The following is a 13,043-nucleotide window of genomic DNA, read 5'->3' on the forward strand; positions in this document are numbered from 1 at the left end:
GGATGGCATCGGACATAAACGGTCAAATAACCGACAGGGGAACCACAATGACCAAGATCACGACAAGCCGTCCTGCTGCGATGAGCCGACGGCGACTGATGCAGACCGGCAGCGGACTATTCGCCCTGGGGCTAGCGGCCCCCTGGGTTGGCCGTGCCCATGCGGCCGTGGAAAACGAGCTGATCTTTGCCGGTACCGGTGGCATCACCCAGAAGCTGATCGAGCAGGAGATCTTTCCCGCCTTTGCCGCCAACCATGGCGGGCTGCGACTGACCTATGTCTCCAGCCCCACCTCTGAAAACGTGGCCAAGCTGCGCACCCAGCGCGGCACGCCGTCGATTGATGTGATCTGGCTGGCGGGCGCGCAGACCTATCAGGTTGCCGACGAAGGGCTGGTGGCAGAGCTGGATATTGGCCGCATGCCCAATGCCCAGAACATTCCGGCCGAAAGCCGCACCGAGTCCCGCTCGCTGCCGCTGGGCAACACGACGGCCGGCCTGCTGTATAACGAGCGCATCTTCAAGGAGAAGGGGCTGCAGCCACCGACCTCGTGGTTCGACATGTGGGACCCGAAATATCGCGCCCACACCGGCATGCTGAACATCGGCAGCACCAGCACGGTGGCCACCCTGCCGCTCTTGGCCAAGGCGCTGGGCAGCGATCCCTATGATTTCGACGCCGCCTTTGCCAAGCTGGGCAAGCTGCGCGCCAATGTCTACGACTTCTTCACCGCCTCTGGCCCGATGGATACCATGGTGCAATCGGGTGATCTGTGGATGTGGTCGCACATCGCCGCCCGCGCCATGCAGTACCAGAACAGTGGCTTTCCGGCCCGGTTCGTGACCCCCAAAGAGGGGGCGGTGGGCTACAGCGCCTCGTTGGGCATCGTCAAGAACGCGCCGCATATCAACGCGGCCTATGCATGGCTTGACTATCTGTACACCCCCGGCGTCCAGCAGAAGCTGGCCGAGGTGATCGGATATACCCCCGTCGTGCCGGGGATCGAGATCGCCGAGGCGCTGCGCGAATTCCACCCAGCTCCCGATAAGATATTCATCCCCGACATGCGCCGTATGCAGACGTTACTACCCGATCTGGTGCAGCGCTGGAACCGGGAGGTCGAGGGTTGATGCTCGTAAAGGACATCACGAATCCGGCCGGAGTTTCGCTTGATCTTGAGCAGGTCGAGGTCAACTACGGCGGCGGGGCCGTGCTCGCGGACTTCTCGCTCGGCATTGCGCCGGGCGAGTTGTTCGGGTTGATCGGACCTTCGGGGTGCGGAAAGTCCACCACGCTGGGGGTGATCGCCGGGTTCATACCGATCGAACGGGGCAATGTGCGGCTGGGCGGGCGCGACGTAACGGGCCTGCCGTCGCAAAAGCGCGAGGTCGGCGTGGTGTTCCAGAACTACGCGCTGTTCCCGCATATGACGGCGGCCGAGAACATCGGCTATGGCCTGCGCGTCAGCCATGACATGTCCGACTATGACGCCCGCATCCAGTCGCTGCTGGATCTGGTCAAGCTGAGTGCCAAGGGCGGGCGGCTTCCGCGCGAATTGTCCGGCGGCGAACAGCAGCGCGTGGCCATCGCCCGCGCTCTGGCGATCAGGCCCAAGGTGTTGTTGCTGGATGAACCGCTGTCGAACCTTGACGCCCGACTACGCGGCGAGATGCAGGAGGAACTGCGCCGTATCCAGCGCGAGGCGAGCGTGACCACGATATTCGTGACCCATGACCAGGATGAGGCCTTTGCGGTCTGCGACCGGGTGGCGATCATGAATCTGGGCCGCATCGAACAGCTTGGCAGGCCGCGCGATTTATATCGCAGCCCGGCCACCCGCTTCGTCGCCCGCTTCATCGGCAAGTCCAGCAAGCTGCAGGGCCGCGCGGCGGCGGCCAACACGCTGGAAATCGCAGACGCGCAAGTCCGCACCGCAACGCCCATGCAGCCGGGCCGGACCTACGAGCTGTACCTGCGCCCCGAAGACATCTCGATCGGCGCCGCGGTCCATACCGACAACCGGTTCGAGGGCCGGGTCACCGCCATGCTCGAGGCTGGCCCGCACCGCTATTACACCGTCCGTTTTGACGGGGGCGAGGTGCAGGTGATGTTCTCGGCCCGGGCCGAGACCGACTTTGATCTGTCCGCCCCGGTCTGGATCGGCTGGCCGGCGCAGGCGGGTGCCCTGCTGGAGGGGTCCGATGGCTGAGGCTGTTTCCCTCCGGGTCGACTGGCCCCGCCTGGTGCTTTACAGCGCAATGCTGGCCCCGCTCTTCATAATCCTGCTTTTCTTCTTTGTAGTGCCGCTGGGTATCGTGGCCGGCAACAGCTTGACCGGCACCGGGGTCGACGCGGCCTTTCCATCGCTGAGCCAGTACACGTCGATCGTGACCGACAGCTATTATCTGGGCATCCTGTGGCGCACGGTCGTCGTGGGGCTAGCGGCCACGCTGGGCGCGCTGGTGCTGGGCTATCCGGCGGCGCTGGTGCTGTTCTTCTTTCAGGGGCGGTGGCGGCAGGTGTTCCTGTTCGTCATCATCTCGCCGCTGTTCATCAGCGTGATCGTGCGCACCTATGGCTGGATGGTGCTGCTGGGACCGGGCGGGCTGCCGTCACTGCTGCCGTCCGAGATCCGCCCGCGGCTGATCAAGACCGAATTCGCCATCATGGTGGGTCTAGCGCATATCTACATTCCCTACATGGTGCTGTCGATCAACTCGGCCATGTCGCGCATCGACGTGCGTTACCTTAGGGCCGCCGCCACGCTGCGGGCCTCGAACTACCAGATTTTCCGCGACATCATCCTGCCGCTGTCAGCACCCGGTGTAGTGGCGGGCTGCGCCATAGTGTTTTCGCTGTCGATGACGTCCTTCAGCACGCCGATCCTGTTGGGCGGATCGGGCAACAAGACAATGCCCTATTTGATCTACCAGCAGAATCTAGTGGTGGGCGACTGGGCCACGGGTTCGGCACTGGCCATCGTGCTACTGGCTGTGACCATGTCGGTGCTGGTGACGCTGACCCTGCTGAGCCGCCGTGTGATGACCCGGGTGGGAGGTTGACATGACCACGGGCCTTTTGCGCACCGGCGGCCGCATCTACGGCATCCTATTCTGCATCTTCATGCTCGCGCCGATGATCGTGGTGCTGGGCGCCTCGTTCACCGGCGAAGGCTATATCAGCTTTCCGCCTCCCAGTCTGTCGCTGCGCTGGTATCAGGAGGTGTACCATAACGACACCTTCATGCGCGCGTTGCGTTACAGTCTTGAAATCGCGGCTATTACGGCGGCGGCTTCTGGGGCGCTGGGGGTTGCGGCGGCGGTGGTGCTGGTCAACCGCGGCATTCCGGGCCGCGGGCTGCTGGTCACGCTGGCGACCATGCCGCTGACATTGCCGCATATCGTGCTGTCCATCGCGCTGCTGCAGCTGTTCGGGCAGTTTGCCGTGCCGACGGCGCCCTATGCGCTGCTTGCGGGCCATATCCTGATCACCGCGCCCTATGTGCTGCGCCTGACCATGTCCAGCCTCGGCGGACTGGACCCACGGCTGGAACTGGCCAGCTACACCTTGGGGGCCTCCTATGCGCAGACCCTGGTGCGGGTCGTCCTGCCGCTGGGCATGCGTGGCATAACGGCAGGGTTGCTGTTCGCCTTCCTGCTTTCGTTCGACGAGGTGACGATCTCGCTTTTCACCGCGCTGCCAGGCGCCCAAACCCTTCCGGCTGAGATCTTCAACTATGCCTCGCAGGGGGCCGATCCGATCATCGCCTCGGCCAGCGGCATCATGATCATCATCAGCGCGCTGGGTGTCGTCGCCATCGAGCTGAGCTTTGGCCTGCTGCGGATGATCGCGGGCGAAGAAAGGCCGCGCCGCAGCTGACCACCGGCGCGGCCCGGCCGCCCGTTCCAAGATCCAATCTCCTCCCTCCTGCGCGCGGCCATGCCCGCAGCGCCAAGGGATAGCCATACCCGACGGAGCCTGCAGTGCCGACGATTTCGCAGATCGAGACGATCCTTGTCCGCCTTCCTACCCGACGCCGGCACCAGTGGACCGGCCTGACCGAACCCATCGGCCAGTATCTGATGGTCCGCATGACCGACAGCGACGGTCGCACCGGCTGGGGCGAGGCGCCCGCGCTGAAGGACTGGGGCGGCGAGTTCGGCCGCTACTTCGGCGAAAGCACGGCCGTGGCCGGGCTGGTGATTGAGCGCTACCTGACACCGTCCATTGACGACCACCCGCTGGGCGATGTGATCGGCTTGCACCGGCGCATGGATGCGATCATCAAGGGCTATCCCTATGCCAAGGCCGCGATAGAGTTCGCCTATCTGGACCTGACCGGAAAATGGCTGGGCGTGCCGGCGCATACGCTTTTGGGCGGGCTGACGCGTGACCGGGTGGCGGTCACGCATTCCATCGGCCTGATGTCGGTCGAGGAGGCGGTGGCCGAGGCGGCCAAGGTCGCGGCCGAGGGCATCCGCACGATCAAGATCAAGGTCGGCGTTGACGCCGCCCGCGACATTCGCATCGTGGGCGAGATCCGCACGGCCGTAGGCCCTGACACCCGCCTGTGCGTGGACGCGAACGAAGGCTACGCCACCCCGGGCGAGGCCATCCGCACCTTCCGCGCGATGGAAAAGTTCGATCTGGTCTATTTCGAACAGCCCGTCATTGGGATCGAACGCATCGCCGAGGTGGCCCGGGCCATCGACACCCCGGTCATGGCCGACGAATCCGCCTGGAACTCGCACGATGCGTTGCAGATCGCCCAAGCCCGCGCGGCGCAGATCGTCTCGCTTTACACCACCAAATCGGGCGGGCTGTGGAAGGCGATGGAGGCCGCAGCCGTCTGCCGGGCCGCGGGCATCGTCTGCAACGTCAACGGCTCGGTCGAAACCGGGGTGGGCAACCTTGCCAATGTCCATCTTGCCGCCGCCGCGCCTGCGGCCACGCTGTCGAACGTCATCCCCGTTTCAACCCCGGCCCAGTTCCAGACCGGCACTATCGGCGGGATCTACTACTCGGACGACCTGCTGGTTGCGCCGCTGGAGCTGGTAGACGGCCATATCACCGTACCCACCGCGCCGGGCATGGGCATCGCCGTCGATGAGGCCAAGATCGACCGCTACCGCGTGTCGTGACCGTTTCGCAAAGGACCATTCCCATGACGCTGCATGCCACCCTCTCGCCGCGCGAGGAAATCATCACCCGCCAGGTCGCCGCGATGCGCAGCGCCGGGCTTGATGCCAATATCTCCTGCTCGCCCGAGGGCTTTGCCCATCTGACCGGGTTCGTCGTGCCTTCGCAGCCGCTGATACGCCACCGCCACGCCATGGCGATCCTGTCAGCGGCGGGTGACATGTCGCTGTTCGGCGTGGATATGGAGGAGTCGACGATCCGCCGTCAGGCCCCCGCCCAGCATCTGACCGTCTGGGCCGAGTTCCGCGACGATCCCATGGCCGTGCTGGCCGACCGACTGACCACACTGGGGCTGGGCTCTGCGCGGATCGGGATTGAGCTGGATTACCTTCCGGCGGCCGATTTCGCCCGGCTGGTCCGTCTGATGCCAGCCGCCCGGTTCGAACCCATCGATGCTATGCTGGCCCGCCTGCGGCAGATCAAGACCCCCGCCGAGATCGCGCTTCTGCGCGAGCTGTCGCGCATTGCCGACCGGGCGATTGCCGATGCATATGCCGCCGTGGGCCCCGGCAGTTCGGAAATGGACATCGCAGCCGCCCTGACCCGTCGGGTCTATGAACTGGGCGCCGAGCATTTCAAACTGCTGATCGTGGCCACGGGCGAACGCAGCCAGTTGCCCAACGTCGGCCCCACCGCCCGCATCCTGCAGAAGGGCGACATCTGCCGGGTCGAGATCTTTGCGGTCAAGGCGGGCTATCAGGCGGGCGTCTGCCGCACGGCCTATGTCGTGGAACCACCGCCCATGGCCGAAAAGATCTGGTCGCTGCTGGCCGATTGCAAGCAGCGCATCCTTGATCAGGTGCGCCCCGGGGCCAGCTGTCTCGCCATATATCAGGATTTCATTGGCCGGCTGGCTACGATGAACCTGCCGCCGATCTCGTTCGTGGCACATGGGATCGGCCTGCATCTGCACGAAGACCCCTATATTGGCGAGACCCCCACCATCGGCCGGCCGGGACAGGATACCCTCCTGGAGGAAGGCATGGTCTTGGGGTTCGAGCCGCTCTGTTACCGCACGGGCTTTGGCTACGGGATGCAGAACAAGGATCTTCTGTGCGTGACCGCTTCGGGAGCGGAACTGCTGTCGAACCACACCAACACCGACCGGCTGATCCGTGTCGGCTGAAGGAGAGCACCAGATGAACGATACCGCAGAGCGCGCCGGCTGCGACATCCTGATCCTGGGATCGGGCTATTTCGCCGAGGTGATGGTGGCCGACCTGGCGCTGGCCGCCGATACACCGGTGCGCACGGTGATCGGAGGACGTAATGCCGCCCGTTGCGGCTGGTTGGCACTGGCGGGCAATTCGCGGGCAGCACTGCACGGCCGGTCGGCCCGGTTCGACAGCGCCAGTGTCGATTTCGATAGCCCCGACCGGCTGGATGCACTGCTGGGCCGGCTGCAGCCGCGGGTGGTGGTGCAATCGGCCTCGATGCAGTCGCCCTGGAAGGTCGATGTGCTGGATAGCGAATGGTCACGCGTGGTGGCCGAGGGCGGCTTTGGGATCACCATCGCCTTTCACTCCGTGCTGTCGGCGCGGACGGCGGCTGCGGTCGCCCGGACGGTCCCGGGGGCACATTTCGTCAACACCTGCTATCCCGATGGGGTGAACCCCCTGCTGGCGCGCGCGGGGCTGCCGGTCACCACCGGCGTCGGCAACGTCTCGATCTATTCCTCGGTGATCGCGGGACTTCTGCCACCTGAGCAGCGGCAGCGCCTGCGCGTGCTGGGGCACCACCATCATCTGGTCCAGTGGCGCCGCACGCCCGGCACCCGGACCGGCGCACCGGTGCGAGCATGGGTGGGCGGTGTCGAGATCGTCGATACCGAAGCGCTAACCGGACACCTGCAACTGCCCTACCGCGACCTTAATCTCATTTCGGGCGGTGGCGCGGTACCGGTACTGCTGGGGCTGGCCGGAGCGTGGTCGGGCCGGGCGCATGTGCCGGGCCCGCGCGGGCTTCCGGGTGGCTATCCGGTGCAGGTTTCGCAGGCTGGCGTCACGCTGGACCTGCCGCCGGGGCTGACTGAGGCCGAGGCCATCGCCTGGAACCGCGGCTTTGACGAGGCCGATGGCGTGTCGGTCGGGGATGACGGGCGGGTCATCTATTCTGCCGCCGGCCAGCGCGCTCTGGCACGTCACAGCGCCGAACTGGCGCGGGGGTTCCATGTGGGCGCGGTCGAAGAGGCCGCACGCGAACTGGGTGACTTGCGCGCCCGCCTGGGGGGTTGAGATGCGCGTACTGGTGATCGGGTCAGGTTCGGGTGCCATGGCCTCGGCGGTGGAACTGTCGCTGGCAGGCCATGAGGTGCGGCTGGTCGGGCGATCCGAGGCGACGATGGCCCCACTCCGCGCCAACGGAATCGGCTATAAGGGCGTGCTGGGCGAAGGGCGGACCGGCGCCATGGTGATCGACACCGCCATGGCGCCGCATGCCGGCTGGGCCGAGGCCGCCGTCGTTTCGCTGCCCACATTCGCTCATTCCGGCATAGCGCGCGCCATGGCGCAGGCGGGTTGGAACGCGGCGCGGCCCGTGGTGCTGAACCCTGGCCATACCGGCGGCGCGCTGGAATTCGCGACGGCTTTTAAGGCACAGGTGGGTGTCGCGCCCTGCGTGGCCGAATTCGCCACGCTGGCCTATGTTGCGCGCAAGTACCTGCCCGATGAAGTGACAGTAACCGGCCGGGCCAAATTCCTGCGCGCTGCCGCGCTGCCGGGCGGCGATGAGGCCCTGCACACGGCACTGGCTCTTTTTCCCGGCAGCCATGACGCGGGCGACGTTCTGGCGACGGGTCTCGCCAATGTGAACATGGTGCTTCACCCGCCCGGCAGCGTGATGGCGGCCGCCTGGGTCGAGGCGCGGCAGGGCGATTTCACCTTTTACGTCGATGCGATGACGCCAGGGGTGGCCCGGGTGATGGCGAAGCTGGACGGTGAACGTCGCCGCGTGGCCGCGGCCTTTGGCCATGATCTGCCACCGCTAGTGGCGGAGATGCAGCGGATCGGAACCGCATCGGCCAATGCAGATGCCACCGACCTGCGCGCGGCCATTTCGGGTGGCGAGGCCAATGCCCGCATTCGTGCGCCCGACGCCCTGACCCACCGGTACTATACCGAGGATTTCGGCTTTGGTCTGGTGCCGTTCGTCGCGCTGGCCGGGGTCGCGCGGGTCGGCGTTCCCACGGCCGCGGCGCTGCTGGCGCTGGGTCATGCGATGCAGCCGGGAGTGGGCGGTGCGGGGCGCGATGCGGCGGCGATGGGCATCGCGGGACTGAACCGCGCGGATCTGCTGCGGCACGTCAGGCGGTAGCACCGGTCTCCGGCGGCGGCTCGCCGGAATAACGGGCACGGGGGCGGATCAGGTTCTGGTCGCCATTCTGTTCCAGCACATGTGCGATCCACCCTGTCAGCCGGCCGCACAGGAACAGGATCTGCGCCGCCTCATCGGGCAGACCCAGCGCATGTCGCATCGCGACCAGCGCAAAGGTGAAAGCCGGCCGCTTGCCCAGCACCGCCTCCATCGTGTGCAGCAGCGCATCGCGCAGCGGATCGGCCGGTAGTCCGGCCAACAGCAGCAACGCCCGCGGGTCACCCAGTTCGTGCATCTGCAGGCCAAAGCGCGGCAACCGGTCGCCCCGCGCCAGCCTGTCGATGATCGCGCGCTCGGGATGGCCAGAGGCGGCTGCCTCGGCAAACAGCTGTTCGATCATGCCAATCTCACCGCCGTGCCGCGGCCCGCCAAAGGCGGCCAGCCCGCCCGAGATGCAGGCGCTGAGGCTGGCCCCGGTCGAGGCGATGACCCGCGTGCAGAACGTGGCGGGCGACAGTTCGTGATCGGCCGCCAGCACCAGCGCCCTGCGCAGCAAATCGGCCTGTTCCGGTGGCACGTCCCAGGCGCGGGCCAGTTGCAGGTGGATTGGCGCGGTGGCGGCCGGGCAGCCGGTCAGCAGCGCGGTGGCCCCGCGCAGCATGTCGATGGCCGTGCCGATCAGGCTGTGGGCTTCGCGCTGCCAGATGGGCACCGATGGGCCAAGACGCGGCAGGTCATGGCGAAGCCGTTCTTCGATCGTGGCACCCGGATACACCGCGCGGTCGGGCGGTCCGATCAACGGCGCCGGACGGTCGAACAACCGCACGTCACATTGCCACAGCAGCGCCGCCGCCTGTTCCAGCGTTGCCCGCTGCGCCAGTTCCACCGCATCCTGCCCTCGGTACACCAGGCGGCCGTTCTCGACCTGGCTGATCGCACTGGTCAGCGCGGGAAAACCAAGGTTCAGCGCCGAGGCCGCCACATCCACCGGTTTGCGCCCGATCTCTTTGCGGCGGTTCAGCTCGGTGATGTCGCGAAGGCTGTACAGCCGGCGCCGGTTGCCGCCGGGGTTGTGGCGCGACCGGATCTGGCCGCGGCTGACATAAGCATAAAGCGTGTCATGCTTGACCCCCAGCAGTGCTACGGCCTCATCGGCATCGATGAATTCATCGACCATGGCCACCATTCCGTACCTTGATCATGTTTATCAAGATTGACTGGATACCAGGGCGCACGCAAGCTCTGTCCATCCAAACTGCGCCAGTGGGCAACCGCCGCCAGCACCAGACATTGGACGTACCCGCAACTGGAGGTTGAAAGATGCCGGATCACCGGAGCATGAAACTCGGGCTGTCGATGCGCGGGCTGGGCTATCACCCCAGTGCCTGGCTTGATCCGCGCGTTCCGGCCGACGGGGCGATCAGCCTGCCCTTTTACCGCGACCTGGTGGCTACTGCCGAACGCGGCCTGCTAGATGTCTGTTTTCTGGCGGATCAAAACGCGATCACCGTCAGCGACACGCCCAAGGGCGCATTTGGCCGCACGCCCGTGGGCGCCGAGTTCGAGCCGCTGACCCTGCTGTCCGCGCTAAGCACCTCTTCGTCGCATGTGGGTCTGGTGGCCACGGCCTCGACCACCTTCCACCAACCCTATCAGCTGGCGCGCGTCTTCGGCTCGCTTGACCATTTGAGCGGGGGGCGGGCGGGGTGGAATGTGGTTACCTCCTCGCGCGATGACGAGGCGCAGAATTTCAGTGAAGACCGGATCCTGGCCAAGGAGCTTCGCTATGAACGCGCGCGCGAGGCACTGGAGGTTTGCTTTGGCCTGTGGAACAGCTGGGATGCCGATGCCTTTGTGCATGACCGCAGCCGGGGGGTCTTTGTCGAACCGGCAGGGATGCACCGTTTGGACCACAAGGGCCAGTTCTTCAAGGTGCGTGGGCCGCTGAACCAGCCGCCTACCCCGCAGGGTCGGCCAGTGATCTTTCAGGCCGGCGCGTCCGAAGGCGGCATGGATTTCGCCGCAGCCTTTGCCGAGGTCGTCTATTCGGTGCAGCACAGGCTGGCTGATGCGCAGGCTTTCTATGCCGCGATGAAGAGCCGGATCGCCAAACATGGGCGCGACCCCGCTGCAGTGATGATCCTGCCCGGCATCCTGCCTGTGCTGGGCGGCACCGAGGCCGAGGCGCAAGCCAAGTTCCGCGACATGCAGGACCAGATCGACGATATCGTCGGGCTTGAAAAGCTGTACCGGTTCTTTGGTGACCTGTCTGGCCATGATCTGAATGGCCCGGTTCCTGACCTGCGTCAGGACATCGCCGTGGTCAGTCGCGGCGAGATGATGGTTCGGATCGCGCGCGACAATGGATGGAGCATCCGAGACCTGTTCCGACGCACGTCGATCGGAAATTCACACAATGTTGTGGTCGGCACACCCGAACAGGTAGCTGATGCGATGGAGGTCTGGTTCACGCAGGGCGCTGCGGACGGATTCAACCTGTTGCCGGCCAAATCTCCGGTGGATGTGGCGGATTTCGTGGATCAAGTGGTGCCGGTCCTGCGGCGCCGGGGCCTGACACGCAGCGCCTATGCGGCGGATACGCTGCGCGGGAACCTTGGCCTTCCGGCTACCCCCGTCGGCCGGCTGGCCGGGGCATGACCGGCCCGGCGAAGCCGCAGATGGCGAGTGACGCCTTTCGGCTGGGCATGCGGCGGCTGGCGGGCGCGGTCTGTCTGGTCACTACCAGCGAGAACAGGCAGGATGCCGGACTAGTCGCCACAGCGGTCAGCTCGGTCAGCGCCGAGCCGCCCACCCTGCTGGTCTGCGTGAACCGCAGTGCCTCGGCCTGGCCGGTGATCGAACGGTTTGGGGTGTTCTGCGTCAGCGTCCTGGGCCATGCGGCGCTGCCTCTGGTCGGGCAGTTCAGCGCGCCGGACCGCCGGGACGAACGGTTCAGCACCGGCAGCTGGCAACGCCTTGGCGGCGGTGCGCCGGTGCCCGAGGGCGCACTGGCGGTATTCGACTGCGCGGTGGCGCAGATCGTCCCGTGGCATTCGCATGCCATCATCCTGGGCGCGGTGCGCGAGGTGACGCTCACTGAGGGCGCGGATGTCCCGCTGCTGTACATGGACCGCGGCTTTCACCGGCTGGCCGCACTGCCCGCCTGACCCGTGGTCAGCTGGCCACCGGCGTCAGCCAATGCACATAATCCGGCAGCCGGCCCGACACGCAGTCGTCGTACAGCGCCTGCAGGCGGCGGGTCAGCGGGCCGGGGCTGCCGTCGCCGACCGCATAGCCGTCGATCTCGGCCACCGGCAGGATCTCGTGCCCGGTGCCGCACAGGAACAGTTCGTCGCAGATATACACCTCGCTGCGGCCCACGGAGCGTTCCTGCACCATGACCCCCAGCCGCTCGCGTGCCAGCCGCATGACCGTGTCGCGGGTGATGCTTTCCAGAATGTCCTCGGTCACCGGCGGGGTGATCAGCACACCTTCGCGCACCATGAACACGCAAGAGCTGGGGCTTTCGGCGACATTTCCCTGCTGGTTCAGCATGATGGGCACGTCATGCCCGCGCAGCTGCGCCTCGACCTGGGCCAACCGCGAATTGTGGTAGTTGGCCGAGGCCTTGATGCGCGATGGCGCCGCATTGTCGGGGCTGCGCCGCCAGCTGCTGATGCCGCTGCGGATGCCAGTCGCGGCGCCGGCCCGGCGCGGGTTCGGCAGCGCAAAGATGAACAGGCCCGAGGCAATATCTTCGGGCCGCCAGCCATAGCCCAGCCCCTCACCGAAATAGGCGGTGGCGCGCAGATGGATGGTCTGGTCAAACCCGTTGACCCGAACCAGATCACACATCGCGCGGGTCAGCTGGTCGTCCGACCACGCAATCGGAAGACGCATGAAGCGCGCCGACTGGCGGAGCCGCAGCAGATGTTCGGGCACGCGGAACAGGTTCAGGCGGCCTGACGCATCGGGATAGCCGCGCAGCCCCTCGAACACGCTACCGCCGCGCAGGACAGCTTCGGAGGTCACATGCAGCCGGGCATCCGCCCAGGCAAGCATTTCGCCGTCCATCCAGATAAAGTCAGCCTTGGCCGCCATCAGATCCTGCTCTCCTGTGCCGCAAGCCAACAGCGCGCTGCACGGCCGGGCGTGTGGGGTTCGAGGGGCGGCGGCGTCTGGCAGGCATCGTATGCCTGCGCGCAGCGGTTGCGAAACGCGCAGCCGGGCGGCAGGCGAGCCATATCCGGCACCGTGCCGGGGATCGCCTGCAACGGGGTCTTGGGCGCCATATCGGCCGCGGGCACCGAGGCCAGCAGGCCCCGGGTATAGGGATGCGCGGGCGCCTGCAGCACGCGTTCGCAGGGGCCGCTTTCCACCAGCTCGCCCGCATACATGACCGCCACCCGGTGGGCGATGCGCGACACCACGCCCAGATCATGCGAGATGAAGATCCCGCAACCGGATTCGCCCACCAGCGCCAGAACCTCGCCCCGGTGCAGATCGAACGATACCCCCCGCACCGCCAAGCG

General features: G+C 66.3%; 13 protein-coding genes. 10 read left to right on the forward strand and 3 right to left on the reverse strand.

Annotated features, from left to right (window positions below):
- The first annotated feature begins 47 nt into the window (after window positions 1-47).
- The 8 genes from KIO74_RS16290 (at window position 48) to KIO74_RS16325 (ending at window position 8,511) form a co-directional block, all read left to right on the forward strand.
- Entirely contained in the window at window positions 48-1,130 is a 1,083-nt protein-coding gene (locus tag KIO74_RS16290) for an ABC transporter substrate-binding protein (protein ID WP_213332856.1), read from the forward strand.
- Window positions 1,130-2,209, forward strand: a complete 1,080-nt coding sequence (locus tag KIO74_RS16295) for an ABC transporter ATP-binding protein (RefSeq protein WP_249731339.1) — start codon at window positions 1,130-1,132, stop codon at window positions 2,207-2,209. Before KIO74_RS16290 ends, KIO74_RS16295 begins: the two co-directional genes overlap by 1 nt.
- Window positions 2,202-3,062 (forward strand): ABC transporter permease, encoded by an 861-nt coding sequence (locus KIO74_RS16300; RefSeq protein ID WP_213332858.1) that lies wholly within the window; start codon window positions 2,202-2,204, stop codon window positions 3,060-3,062. The genes KIO74_RS16295 and KIO74_RS16300 overlap by 8 nt, the downstream gene beginning before the upstream one ends.
- 1 nt (window position 3,063) lies before the next feature.
- Window positions 3,064-3,879 (forward strand): ABC transporter permease, encoded by an 816-nt coding sequence (locus KIO74_RS16305; RefSeq protein ID WP_213332859.1) that lies wholly within the window; start codon window positions 3,064-3,066, stop codon window positions 3,877-3,879.
- A gap of 104 nt (window positions 3,880-3,983) precedes the next feature.
- The gene (locus tag KIO74_RS32485) at window positions 3,984-5,141 is read left to right on the forward strand and encodes a mandelate racemase/muconate lactonizing enzyme family protein (protein WP_213332860.1); all 1,158 of its coding nucleotides are present in this window, start codon (window positions 3,984-3,986) and stop codon (window positions 5,139-5,141) included.
- A gap of 23 nt (window positions 5,142-5,164) precedes the next feature.
- Window positions 5,165-6,325, forward strand: coding sequence for a M24 family metallopeptidase (locus KIO74_RS16315; RefSeq protein WP_249731017.1), 1,161 nt, complete (start codon window positions 5,165-5,167; stop codon window positions 6,323-6,325).
- Window positions 6,326-6,338: 13 nt separating this feature from the next.
- Complete coding sequence (locus KIO74_RS16320) at window positions 6,339-7,433, forward strand: hypothetical protein (RefSeq protein ID WP_213332861.1); 1,095 nt, start codon at window positions 6,339-6,341, stop codon at window positions 7,431-7,433.
- A gap of 1 nt (window position 7,434) precedes the next feature.
- Window positions 7,435-8,511, forward strand: a complete 1,077-nt coding sequence (locus tag KIO74_RS16325; RefSeq protein ID WP_213332862.1) for an NAD/NADP octopine/nopaline dehydrogenase family protein — start codon at window positions 7,435-7,437, stop codon at window positions 8,509-8,511.
- Here KIO74_RS16325 and KIO74_RS16330 read toward each other — a convergent pair.
- On the reverse strand, window positions 8,501-9,688 hold the full coding sequence (locus KIO74_RS16330) for a citrate/2-methylcitrate synthase (protein WP_213332863.1): 1,188 nt from the start codon (window positions 9,686-9,688) through the stop codon (window positions 8,501-8,503). The genes KIO74_RS16325 and KIO74_RS16330 overlap by 11 nt on opposite strands.
- Before the next feature lie 161 nt (window positions 9,689-9,849).
- Here KIO74_RS16330 and KIO74_RS16335 point away from each other — a divergent pair, with 161 nt between their 5' ends.
- Together KIO74_RS16335 and KIO74_RS16340 are read left to right on the forward strand one after the other, a co-directional pair.
- Complete coding sequence (locus KIO74_RS16335) at window positions 9,850-11,169, forward strand: LLM class flavin-dependent oxidoreductase (RefSeq protein ID WP_213332864.1); 1,320 nt, start codon at window positions 9,850-9,852, stop codon at window positions 11,167-11,169.
- A complete protein-coding gene (locus KIO74_RS16340; RefSeq protein ID WP_249731018.1) occupies window positions 11,166-11,678 on the forward strand; it encodes a flavin reductase family protein in 513 nt (170 codons plus the stop codon). Before KIO74_RS16335 ends, KIO74_RS16340 begins: the two co-directional genes overlap by 4 nt.
- Before the next feature lie 7 nt (window positions 11,679-11,685).
- On the opposite strand, the gene KIO74_RS16345 is transcribed toward KIO74_RS16340, so the two are convergent.
- On the reverse strand, window positions 11,686-12,612 hold the full coding sequence (locus KIO74_RS16345; RefSeq protein ID WP_213332865.1) for a branched-chain amino acid transaminase: 927 nt from the start codon (window positions 12,610-12,612) through the stop codon (window positions 11,686-11,688).
- Complete coding sequence (locus tag KIO74_RS16350; RefSeq protein WP_291980011.1) at window positions 12,612-13,034, reverse strand: oligopeptide/dipeptide ABC transporter ATP-binding protein; 423 nt, start codon at window positions 13,032-13,034, stop codon at window positions 12,612-12,614. The genes KIO74_RS16345 and KIO74_RS16350 overlap by 1 nt, the downstream gene beginning before the upstream one ends.
- Window positions 13,035-13,043 lie beyond the last annotated feature (9 nt).

The sequence above is a fragment of the Chelatococcus sp. HY11 genome, assembly GCF_018398335.1.
Lineage (GTDB): Bacteria > Pseudomonadota > Alphaproteobacteria > Rhizobiales > Beijerinckiaceae > Chelatococcus.